The sequence below is a fragment of the Rhizorhabdus sp. genome, assembly GCF_018006725.1.
In the GTDB taxonomy this organism is placed as follows: domain Bacteria; phylum Pseudomonadota; class Alphaproteobacteria; order Sphingomonadales; family Sphingomonadaceae; genus Rhizorhabdus.
Genome location: NZ_JAGMXV010000165.1, coordinates 1 through 10,798 on the forward strand (window position 1 = coordinate 1; position 10,798 = coordinate 10,798).

Sequence of the window (10,798 nt, forward strand, 5' to 3'; positions counted from 1 at the left end):
GACGAGCAGATTGGCCCAGGGATTGCCGCGAAAATAGAAATAATAGATCGGATCGGCGATGTAGAGCAGGACGTTGCAGCCGAAGGCGGCAGCCAGCATCTTTGCCATTCGCGGCTGACCCAGCGTCCGGGCCGCGAGCAGCATGGCGATCGTCATCAACGCGTTGATGAGCAGCAGCACGGCAAAAATGAAAAGGTCTACAGACACTTGCCGCCTCGCCCCCTTAGCGGTTTGCGACGAGGAGTAGCGGATCGTGCGGCCGATACAAAATGAACTTATGTAAATTCCCCTAAGGATATGCCGCAGGCGCTTTATCTGGCGGTCGGGAGGCTCTATCGCCGGCTGCAAGGAGACACTGATGACCCCGATCGCGAAGATATTGCTGCTCGGCTCTGGTGAATTGGGGCGGGAGTTCGTGATCGCCGCCAAGCGGCTGGGTGCTTATGTCATCGCCTGCGATTCCTATGCGAACGCCCCGGCTATGCAGCTGGCCGACGCGTCTGAGGTCTTTTCCATGCTGGATGGAGAGGCGCTGGCCGCCGTGATCGAGAAGCATCGGCCCGACCATATCGTGCCGGAGGTCGAGGCGATCCGCACCGAAGTCCTCAAGGACTATGAGGATCGTGGCTTCTCCGTGGTGCCGTCGGCACGCGCCACGCAGCTGACGATGAACCGCGATCGCATCCGCGATGTGGCAGCACAAGAATTGGGACTGGTGACCTCGCGCTTTCTCTACGCCGAAAGCCGGGAGGAGATGCGCGAGGCGGTTGCCAAGATCGGCATACCCTGCGTGGTGAAGCCGGTCATGTCGTCGTCGGGCAAGGGGCAGAGCATCGTCACGGCCGACGGGGCGATCGACGCGGCCTGGGACTATGCCGTCGACGGGATGCGGGGCGATCGGCAGCGCGTGATCGTCGAGGCTTTCATCGCCTTCGATTACGAAATCACCCTGCTGACGATCCGCACGCGTCAGGGTGTGATCTTCTGCGAGCCGATCGGCCATCGGCAGGAGCGCGGCGACTATCAGGAGAGCTGGCAGCCGACGCCGATGTCGAAGAAGGCGCTGGCCGCCGCGCAGGACATGGCGCGCAAGGTGGTCGACAATCTGGGCGGCTATGGATTGTTCGGTGTCGAGTTCTTCGTGGCGGGTGAGAAGGTGATCTTCTCCGAATTGTCGCCACGGCCGCACGACACCGGCATGGTCACGCTGATTTCGCAGAACCTGACCGAATTCGATCTGCACGCCCGCGCTGTCCTGGGACTGCCGATCCCGCATATCCATCTCAACGGGGCTGCAGCGTCCGCGGTCATTCTTGCGGAGCGCCATGCCGAGGCGTTCCGCTTCGAAGGTCTGGAAGACGCACTGGCACCCATCGACGGGGTGGAGACCGATCTCCGTCTGTTCAGCAAGCCGGTAACGCGCCCGAACCGGCGCATGGGAGTCGCCCTGGCGCTGGCGCGCGATGGAACGAGCGAAACGGCCCGCGCCGCTGCGCGCGCAGCGGCAGCCAAGGTCCGCATCGTCTACACCGATAGCGAGGAATGACGCGCACCCGCATTTCCTCGGGGTCTCCGTTCGAGAGACAGGCGGGCTATAGCCGGGCGATCGTCGACGGCGACTGGGCCTTCGTCGCGGGTACCACCGGCTACGATCCGGTCACCCGGATCATGCCAGATGCGGTGGCCGATCAGGCCCGCAATGCTTTCGACTTGATCGAGCGGACCTTGTCCGAAGCAGGTTTCGCGCTCGCCGATGTCGTGCGGGCGACCTATTATCTGACCGACGCCGCGTGGTGGGAGGACGTCGCTCCTGTCTTGGGGGAATGTTTCGGCGAAATCAGGCCTGCGGCGACCGCGCTGATCGTCGGGCTCATCCGACCCGAGATGAAAATCGAGATCGAGGTGACCGCGTTGCGGCGTAGGTCGTAACGCATTCGCAATATAGGCCGGATGATGGTGATTTTCGCCAAACTGTAGCGCGGTTGTTTTGTGGTCTGACAGAAAATACACTGATTTTTCTGAGTTATTCGGTTTGGCACGGTTCCTGCTCAGCATGTGGCATCCACAACGCTTAGTAAAAGGGACCTCGAAATGACCAAGCTGAACAACACCGTCGCCGGCACCTTCGCGATCGTCGCCACCTTCGTCACCATCGCTGCCGCGACCCCGCTGCGCGCCGAGCCTGCCCGTGTCGCCGTCGCTTATGGCGACCTGGATCTCGCCAGCGCGGCCGGCGCTTCGCAACTCGACGCGCGCATCCGCCGCGCCGCCGAAAATGTCTGCGGTCGCTCCGACGTCGGCACCAGCATCGAAGTCGCCGCCTGCCGTCAGAAGGCGATCGTCGGCGCCAAGGCACGGCTGGCTCAGGCTGTGCCGGCTGCCGACATTAAGCTCGCCGCCCGCTGATCCTGCGGCGAACCGGCATGGCCGACAAAGGCCGCCAGGAGGCTCCAGCCCATCCTGGCGGCCTTTTGCCGTTTCTGTTGGGAGCATCCCTCTGCCGCGATGGAATCGCGCTGGTGGGCGAGACTTGCGGGCGATCGCTTGCAGTCGAGCAAGAAAGGCTTTCTTGTCCGTGCTCTGACGTCCGGCGATAGGGGGGCGTGAACAGAGCCGGGGCATCATGATCAATATCGACTGGTTGAATGCCCTGGCCGGACTGGTCGTCGGGATCATCGTCGGGATAACCGGGGTGGGGGGCGGCTCGCTGATGTCGCCCATATTGATCATGTTGTTCGGTGTCGCCCCCACCACGGCCGTCGGCACCGACCTCTGGTTCGCCGCCGTGACCAAGACCGCCGGTTCGATCGTCCACCACCGTCAGGAGAGCGCAGACGTAAAGATCGTCGGCTGGCTGGCATTGGGCAGCATACCGGCTGCGATCCTGACGCTGTTGTTCCTGTTCGCGTCCGGCGCCCATCAGGTGAAGCATGGCGTGGTCGTGACGATGCTCGGCGGGATGCTGATCGCCACGTCGGTCGCCACGCTGTTCCGGCGTCAACTGGTCACCGCGATGATCGATGTCGACGACGAGGCGCGCGCAAAGCGGTTCGTCCGCTGGCAGCCAGTGCTGACGGTACTCGGCGGCGCGGTGCTCGGCACCCTCGTGACGCTGACGTCGGTCGGTGCCGGGGCGCTCGGGGCGACGATGTTGCTGATGCTTTATCCATTGCGGCTTACCGCGCGAAAGCTGGTGGGCACCGACATCATGCACGCGGTTCCCCTGACGCTTGTCGCCGGGCTCGGCTATATGATCGCCGGAGCGGTCGACCTGCATCTGCTTGCGATGCTGCTGATCGGATCGATCCCGGGGATCGTCATCGGTGCGCGCTTGACGATGTGGCTGAACGAAAGCTTCGTCCAGCGGGCGCTGGCGGGAATCCTGTTCATAACGGGTTTGAAGCTCGTCACTTCCTGAGGTGGCGGCAGGCGTCGCTCAGGCACTTCCTCCCGCCATATCGACCCAGGCCGAGTGAAGTCCGTCGATCTGGAACAGATCGTGCGCGGCGAGCAGGCTGTGACTCCATGCTTCGTCCCGCAGCCGTGCGGCACTGACCACCAGCCGCGGCTGTCGCTCGTCGTGGGCCGCGCTGTGCTTTTCCATAGCCTCGGTCCAATGTCGCAGATCGTCCAGCGCCCGGATGAGAGAGACGATGCGGCCAATTTCCGGCGAGCATCCTGTCTGACCACGTTGCAGCACGTCGACATCTCCGCCAAACCGAGACGGATATACAAGAAAATTGTACAAATATCAATCAGAATCTTGATTCCGGCGATGCTCGGCATTCCTGTTGCGGATAGCCGCAATGGCAGAAGAGCTGGGAGAAATTAGGAAGCTGTCAACAATTGTAACATATGCGGGAGTCCTATTTTCTTGAGCGACCGATAGGGGCATCAGGTCGTCAGGACATCGATCGGGGCGGTGAGTCGCAATGAACATGATGACGAGCGACATGATGGCGCAGGCGGAACTGCTGGTTTCCGGCGCTGTCCTTGACGGCGCCGCGACATCTGCAGCGGAGCGCCCGACCCCGCCCAACTGGCTGATCGCACCGGTGTTCCGTCCGCAGCCGACGCATGATCCGGTGACGGTGGCAAGGGCACAGGCCGTCTTTGCTGCCAATGGAGCGCTCTATCGTTCGCTGCGCGAGGTCCCGCGCGGTTTCTGATCGAACCCCCGACAGGAGCCCGGCCAATCCGGGCTCTTTTTTTGATCTGATAATAGGAAAATTCCTAGACATCGCCGCGCATCGAAAATAGAACATAAAAAGAACAAATGAGGAGCGAGTCGATGAAGCAAGGCGTGTTTCGATCGTCTCCGGCCTGCAGCCTCGGTTGCGTCTCCTGCGAGGTCGGATGCGCTATTCGCGCGGGGGAGGCGGACGATGCCTGGCGCGAGGTGCAGCACCTCCGCCGCGCGGAAGCCGGGCCCGAACTGGCATGGAAGAGGCTGCGCGCTGCAGCGCGGCTGGCAAACGCGACGCAAGCCTTCGCGCGAGCGCGGCATGGCCTTCCTCGGGGGCATGATCTTCGAGCAGGATTTCGAACATCCGGGTCAGCGCTGCCACATTAGGCAGGGCTACTGGCAGCAGGACCTGCTGGACGTCGGGCTCGACGGCCCCCTCGGCTTCGCTTTCGTCCTGCGAGAGCCCGGCCAGCGCGAAAATCTCCGCACTGTCCACGCCGAAGGGCTGGAGCGCTGCGGCAATCTGTCGGGCGGCATCGATGGGCAGCGGGCCAGTGAACCGCTTTTCCTCATAATAGGCATAGCGCTTGTCGAGTGGTGTTCCGAGCGTGGCGGCGAAGGCACGCATCGAAAGGCCCGAGCGGGCGCGCAGCGAGCGGAGGCGTTCGTGGGGGCGGAGCATGACTGTCCTCGCTGGCTGGAGGCCAGGATCAGTAAATTTTGAACCGATGAGTGCAAGTTTTTTGTCTAGCTGGGAGATGCGGGATGGCAAGGCCGGGACGGAAGAGGCTGGCGGGTGCGCGGACAGCGGGTGGGCGGCTCAAGGCGAGCGGCAAACCGGCTATGGACAGAGGAACGCCCGAGCTTCGCCTGCATCGCGCGGAGCGGGTCGGCGGGCTGGATCCCGTCGCTGCCCGGCTTTGGCGCAAGGGGCAGGCAGAAGAAGCGGCCGCGACGTTGCGCGGCGGGCGTGAGCATGGGCAGGCGGTCGATGCGATCGGTCGTGCCTATCTGGGCGGGTTGCTCGACCATCGAAACCGGCCCGCCGAAGCGCTGCGCGATGCCGGCCGGACGCTCTTCAAACTCTATTGGGTGCACTATGCCGCGCTGGCGCCCAGCGGGGGATTGTATCGTGAGATGGTCGGACGAGGGGCGGTCGGTCGGCCGGTCGAGGCCGACACCGACCGTTCGGCGCAGCTGGAGGCAGCGCTCAACCGTCGGCTCGCCCGTCTCGACGCATGTGGTCGGGACGTGCGCAAGGTGGTGGAGAGCCTCTGCATCGACCATCATTTCGAATATGGTCCGCTCTGGCTCGATCGGCTGCTCGCAGCGGGGCGTGGCCCAGGGGCCGAATGCGATGAGGATCGGCTACGGCTCGCAGCGGCGATCACCGGCCTGGAGGCGATCTGCTGATGGTCCCGGAACTTTGCGCTCCGCCCGGTGTCCTGATGCTGTAATTCCAGCCTGGAGAACCCATGCGCGTCCGGATCGACTCCCATCTTCACTACCGTTTCGCGCAACCGACCGACGTTCTGCTGAGCGTCGAGGTCGCCCAACTCGAAGACCAGCGGCTGATCGAGGATCTGCTGACCGTTAGCGGAAGCGGCGAGCTTCGTCCGATAGCGGGCGAGGAGGGCATCGGTCGGCGCACATGGATGCGGGCCGAAGGCGATTTCGAGGCGCGCTACACCGCGCAGGTCGAACTGCTCCGGCGCAGTTCGCCCATCGAGGCGCTGCCGATAACGCCCCGGCGAGAGCTGCCGCCGGGCGTGATCCCCTATCTCTGGCCAAGCCGCTATTGTGAGTCCGATCGGCTGGAGGCCTTCGTCGAGCGCCGTTTCCCCGGCGATCCGCACGGCGCGAAGATCGTCGCAATGACCGACTGGGTGCACGACAATATGGATTATCGCATCGGGTCGAGCGACTGCACGACCACTGCGGTCGACAGTTTCGTCTCGCGCCAGGGCGTTTGTCGCGACTTTGCCCATCTGCTGACGGCCTTCGCGCGCGCAGCCGGTGTTCCGGCGCGGGTCGTCTCGGCCTATGCGCTGGACCTCGACCCGCCCGATTTCCATGCCGTGGTCGAAGTGTGGCTGGCGGGAGAATGGTATCTGGTGGACCCTACCGGGCTTGCTCCGCTGGACGGACTGGCACGCATCGCCGTCGGCCGCGACGCGACAGACATCGCGTTCATGACGGCCTTCGGGAATGCCGAGATGGTCGAGCAGAGCGTTTCGGTGGCCCGGATCGACGGCTGAGCGGGTCGCCTGGCTGGCAAAGTGCGAAGGCCCTCTCTACAAGACTGTCAGCACAGTATTTGGAGAGGGTTTTCAAATGGATCGTCGCTCGTTCATCGCATCGGCAGGCGTCGCCGCGCTGGTTGCCGGATTTCACCCTTGGGCCGTCTCGGCGGCCACCGATGCGCCGGCTGGACCCGATGATGCCCGGCTGAACGCGCTGTTCGACGAGATATTCGCCGAAGCGCTCGACGCCTCACCCGAATTCTGTACCGGACTGGGCTTCGACAAAGGACCACGCGCGGCGGCCAAGAGCCGGCTGGACGATAATAGCGACGAAGAGATGCGGCGCGATCTGGCGCGGACCAAGCGGCGTCTGGCGCAGCTCGAGGCCTTTCCGGTGGACAAGCTGTCCGAGGCGGCCGCGCTCAACCGCGAAATAGTCCTCTATTCGCTGCGTAACTCGACCGTCGCGCCTGAGCGGTTTGGTATCGACAGCGTGATCCGGCCCTATCGCATCTTCCAGCAGGGTGGAGCCTATTTCAGCGTCCCCGACTTTCTCAACGACGCGCATGTGATTGCGGACCGAGCCGATTGCGACGCCTATCTCGCCCGGCTGGAGGCCTTCGGTCCGGTTCTCGATACCGACAGCGCGGTGCAGCGGGCGCGCTCCGAGCGCGGCTTCACGGCGCCCGACTTTTCGGTGGACCTGACCTTGGGGCAGCTCCGTAAATTGCGCGAAGTCCCTGCCGAGAAGAGCCCGCTGGTGCTGTCGCTGACGCGCCGGGCGGCGGAAAAGGGCATTGTCGGCGACTTCGGACCGGCAGCGGCGCGCCTGGTGGAGCAGGACGTCTATCCGGCGCTGGACCGGCAGATCGCGCTGATGACCGAATTGCGCCGGACGACGCGCCCGGGGGCGGGCGTGTGGAGGCTGCAGGATGGCGACGCGGTCTACGCAGCGGCGCTGGCACAGGCGACGACGACCAATTTCACGCCCGATGAGGTCCATCGCATGGGCCTGGACCAGGTGGCGGAGATCAGCGCCGAGCTCGACGCGATCCTCAAGGCGCAGGGGTTCACCAAGGGCGGCGTGGGCGAACGTCTTACGGCGCTGAACAAGGATCCCCGGCAGCTTTACGCCAATGACGCGGCCGGGCGAGCGGCGCTGATCGCTTCGCTCAACGAGGGCGTGAAGGGCATGTATGCGAAGCTCGGTCACTACTTCTCGCATGTTCCCACGGCGGCGCTGGAGATCCGGGCGGTGCCGGTCGAGATCCAGGACGGTGCCTCCAACGGCTATTACAAGCGGGCGACGCTCGACGGTTCCCGGCCCGCCATCTACTTCATCAACCTGAAGGATGTCGGCGACTGGCCGAAATACAGCCTGCCGGCACTGACCTATCATGAGGGCGTCCCCGGCCACCATCTGCAGATCAGCCTGGCGCAGGAGTCGAAGGATATTCCGACGCTGCGCAAGATCAGCTTCTTTGGTGCTTATAGCGAGGGTTGGGCGCTCTATGCCGAGCAGCTGGCAGACGAACTCGGCGGCTATGCCGATCCGCTCGAACGGGCCGGCTATCTGCAGTCCTTCCTGTTCCGCGCGGCCCGGCTCGTGGTCGACACCGGCATCCATGTGAAGCGCTGGGATCGCGACAAGGCGACCGCCTATATGGTCGAGACGACCGGTTTCGCCGCGCCGCGTTCGCAGCGCGAAGTAGAGCGCTATTGCACGCAGCCGGGGCAGGCCTGTTCGTACAAGGTCGGCCATATGGCGTGGGTCCGGGCTCGCAAGCAGGCGGAGGCCCGGCTGGGCGGCAGGTTCGACATCCGCCAGTTCCACGACGTGCTGAAAAGCGGCGCGATGCCGCTGACGGTGATGGAGAAGCTCGTCGAGAAGCGCAGCGGAGCTGTGGCGGGCTAAGATAAAGGATCGCGAGGAGGCCGCATCGGCGGTCTCCTCGCGCCGTCAGGCGGTCAGAGGCAACGCCTGTACGCGGTCGCGACGCTGGCGCAGGAAGCCGCCGACGAGGCCGAAACCCATCAGGAACATCGCCCAGGTGGCAGGCTCGGGTGCGGTGCTGACGACCGACGTTCCGACGGTGAGGTTGTCGAACTCGAAGCCGCCGCCGCCATTCTGAATCAGCTGGACGCGGTTGAAGGCGCTGTCGCTGGCGAAGTTGAAGAAGGCGTAGAGTTCGCCTGCATTGCCGCCGCCGGACGGATTGCCATAATAGCCGCTGTTGAAGCCCGGACTGGCCTGCAGGACCGACTGCAGCGCATAGGTGCCGAGCAGGGTGTTGTCGTTGTACAGCGCGACCGAGTTGTTTCCGTCGAGCGCCGAGCCCCACAGTCCGAAATAGTTTACCGACTGGGACAGCTGGATGGTGGCAGGATCGCCGTAAAGGGAAGCGAACTGGCCCGAGCCGCCCGCCCCGCCATAGACGTTCGCGGAACCGATGTTGATGTACCCATCCATCGTCGTCCCAGTGATGGGCGACCCGACGAAATTGAAAGAGGTCGGCCCGTTCGACACATTGTCGAGATTGGCGACCCCGAATGTGTAACCGGACAAATTGGCCGAGGTCGAGCCCGCCGCATTCACGGTGACAACGATGGCGGCCGGAGCCGACGCTGCCCAGGTCAAGGCCGCAAGCGCCAGAGCTGCTAGTCTGAACATACGCTACTACACCCCAAGACGCGCCGTCACCCACGCGGCATCCGCCCATCTAGCATGACGAGGGCTCTTGAGATAGATGGCCGCCTCCGCCGGGTGGCACCATCGCAAAGTCCTGCTATAGGCCCCGCATGACCGTGATCGATCTCGACGTCTGGATCGGCAAGACCCTGTTCGTCCCGCCGATCATCAAGCTGTGCCAGATGACCCGGCAATCGCAATATGCCGTCTCTCGGCTGTTCTGGTTCATCACCGCGCTCGACCAGCTCCGCATCGCGACGACGCTCACGTCGCAGATCATTGCCGGGCTGTTCAGCCTGTTCATGATGTTCACCGCGTCGTTCCGCGCCGACATGCCGGCTTTCAGCATGCGCTGGTTCCGGATGATGGCGCTGGTGCTGCTGATGCTGGACGTGGGGGCGAGCCTGTTCAGCGGCCATTGGCGCGGCGTGGAAATCTGGCTGCTGGTCCTGTTCGCCGAATATGCCGCCACCATCACGCATGTCCCGCCGGCCGAGCAGAAGCGGAAGTCCGCCGTGCTCAAGCCCGGAGACGCGCGGCGGTAGGGTATCCCCTACCGCACAGCCTGGGCAACTTGCGGCGCGATCACGGGTTGAGAGCGAAAACAGGAGGCATATGTGAAGCGTTTTTTCATGGCGGCCGGGCTCGCCCTTGCGGGCATGGCGATGCCCGCCTTTGCGGCGCAGGCCCCGATTACCGGGGAACGTCCATTTTCAGCCAAGCCCTTCGTCGCGAAGGATGTTGCGCGGTTCGATAGCCCATGGGCGATGGCATTTCTCCCCGACGGCCGGCTGCTCGTCACGGAGAAGGCTGGCCGGTTATTTCTGCTGTCGCACGATGGCGGAAAGCGGACGGAGATTGCGGCGGCGCCTGTGGTCAATTCGGACGGCCAGGGCGCACTGGGCGAGGTTGCCGTCGATCCGAACTTCGCGCGCAACGGACTGATCTATATCAGCTATTCGGCGGCGGGATCGCCGAACGGCATCGAACTGATGCGCGCGCGCCTCGTGGGAAATCGGTTGGTGGAGCCGAAGATTCTCTACAAGGCCTATCCGCAACTGAGTGGTGGGCATTATGCTGGGCGCATCGCCTTCGGCCCCGACGGGCATCTCTTCTTGTCGCTGGGCGAACGGCAGAAGTTCACGCCTGCTCAGGATCCGAAGGGCGTGCTCGGCAAGATATTGAGGCTCGACCGGAACGGGCGCGCTGCCGCCGGCAATCCGCTTGCCGACAAGGGCTTCGACGCTGCGGTCTGGAGCTTTGGTCATCGCAATCCCCTCGGCCTCGCCTTCGATCTGGAAGGGCGGCTGTGGGACGTGGAAATGGGCCCGAAAGGCGGGGATGAGATCAATCTGATCGAGCCTGGTCGTAACTATGGCTGGCCGATCGTTTCCAACGGCGATCATTATGATGGCCGCCCGATTCCCGACCATCCGACCCGTCCCGATCTGGAAGCCCCCCGGGTCAGCTGGAACCCGGCGATCTCGCCCTCATCCATGATCGTCTATCGTGGGAAGATGTTTCCGTCCTGGCGTGGCAAGGCGCTGGTGACCGCTCTGTCGGGCAAGATGTTGCTGTTGGTCAACCTCGGCACCGACAGTTCGATGGAGGTTGCACGCTATTCGATGGGCGCTCGCATCCGCTCGGCGGCGGAAGCGCCGGACGGATCTGTCTATGTGC

At 63.9% G+C, this 10,798-nt stretch carries 13 protein-coding genes and 1 pseudogene; 10 read left to right on the top strand and 4 right to left on the bottom strand.

All coding sequences use genetic code 11. The features are described from left to right. A pseudogene (locus KAY22_RS19140) lies at positions 1-207 on the bottom strand (GGDEF domain-containing protein); the annotation flags it as partial. 151 nt (positions 208-358) lie between these two features. Between KAY22_RS19140 and purT the strand changes: the two are divergent. The 4 genes from purT to KAY22_RS19160 all read left to right on the top strand — a co-directional run bounded on the left by purT (position 359) and on the right by KAY22_RS19160 (position 3,418). Next, a complete protein-coding gene (gene purT / locus KAY22_RS19145; RefSeq protein ID WP_296624873.1) occupies positions 359-1,546 on the top strand; it encodes a formate-dependent phosphoribosylglycinamide formyltransferase in 1,188 nt (395 codons plus the stop codon). Continuing rightward, entirely contained in the window at positions 1,543-1,929 is a 387-nt protein-coding gene (locus KAY22_RS19150) for a RidA family protein (protein ID WP_296624874.1), read from the top strand. Before purT ends, KAY22_RS19150 begins: the two co-directional genes overlap by 4 nt. Positions 1,930-2,091: 162 nt before the next feature. Beyond that, a complete protein-coding gene (locus tag KAY22_RS19155) occupies positions 2,092-2,406 on the top strand; it encodes a UrcA family protein (RefSeq protein ID WP_296624875.1) in 315 nt (104 codons plus the stop codon). Positions 2,407-2,623: 217 nt separating this feature from the next. Next, a complete protein-coding gene (locus KAY22_RS19160; protein WP_296624876.1) occupies positions 2,624-3,418 on the top strand; it encodes a sulfite exporter TauE/SafE family protein in 795 nt (264 codons plus the stop codon). Between the two features lie 18 nt (positions 3,419-3,436). On the opposite strand, the gene KAY22_RS19165 is transcribed toward KAY22_RS19160, so the two are convergent. After that, on the bottom strand, positions 3,437-3,748 hold the full coding sequence (locus tag KAY22_RS19165) for a hypothetical protein (protein ID WP_296624877.1): 312 nt from the start codon (positions 3,746-3,748) through the stop codon (positions 3,437-3,439). A gap of 184 nt (positions 3,749-3,932) precedes the next feature. On the opposite strand from KAY22_RS19165, the gene KAY22_RS19170 reads away from it, so the two are divergent. Then, positions 3,933-4,169: a hypothetical protein gene (locus KAY22_RS19170; RefSeq protein WP_296624878.1), complete on the top strand. Its 237-nt coding sequence runs from the start codon at positions 3,933-3,935 to the stop codon at positions 4,167-4,169. A gap of 192 nt (positions 4,170-4,361) precedes the next feature. Here KAY22_RS19170 and KAY22_RS19175 read toward each other — a convergent pair whose 3' ends face one another. After that, a complete protein-coding gene (locus tag KAY22_RS19175) occupies positions 4,362-4,868 on the bottom strand; it encodes a hypothetical protein (RefSeq protein WP_296624879.1) in 507 nt (168 codons plus the stop codon). 83 nt (positions 4,869-4,951) lie between these two features. On the opposite strand from KAY22_RS19175, the gene KAY22_RS19180 reads away from it, so the two are divergent. The 3 genes from KAY22_RS19180 to KAY22_RS19190 all read left to right on the top strand — a co-directional run bounded on the left by KAY22_RS19180 (position 4,952) and on the right by KAY22_RS19190 (position 8,344). Next, complete coding sequence (locus KAY22_RS19180) at positions 4,952-5,599, top strand: hypothetical protein (RefSeq protein WP_296624880.1); 648 nt, start codon at positions 4,952-4,954, stop codon at positions 5,597-5,599. 62 nt (positions 5,600-5,661) lie between these two features. Next, a complete protein-coding gene (locus KAY22_RS19185; protein WP_296624881.1) occupies positions 5,662-6,444 on the top strand; it encodes a transglutaminase family protein in 783 nt (260 codons plus the stop codon). A gap of 76 nt (positions 6,445-6,520) precedes the next feature. Then, on the top strand, positions 6,521-8,344 hold the full coding sequence (locus tag KAY22_RS19190; RefSeq protein ID WP_296624882.1) for a DUF885 family protein: 1,824 nt from the start codon (positions 6,521-6,523) through the stop codon (positions 8,342-8,344). Positions 8,345-8,389: 45 nt separating this feature from the next. Here KAY22_RS19190 and KAY22_RS19195 read toward each other — a convergent pair whose 3' ends face one another. Next, a complete protein-coding gene (locus tag KAY22_RS19195) occupies positions 8,390-9,100 on the bottom strand; it encodes a PEPxxWA-CTERM sorting domain-containing protein (RefSeq protein ID WP_296624883.1) in 711 nt (236 codons plus the stop codon). Between the two features lie 128 nt (positions 9,101-9,228). On the opposite strand from KAY22_RS19195, the gene KAY22_RS19200 reads away from it, so the two are divergent. Together KAY22_RS19200 and KAY22_RS19205 are read left to right on the top strand one after the other, a co-directional pair. Beyond that, positions 9,229-9,663, top strand: a complete 435-nt coding sequence (locus KAY22_RS19200; RefSeq protein WP_296624884.1) for a hypothetical protein — start codon at positions 9,229-9,231, stop codon at positions 9,661-9,663. A 72-nt stretch (positions 9,664-9,735) separates the two neighbouring features. Beyond that, positions 9,736-10,798 (top strand): PQQ-dependent sugar dehydrogenase (locus KAY22_RS19205; RefSeq protein ID WP_296624885.1); only part of this gene is annotated, 1,063 nt, incomplete at its 3' end.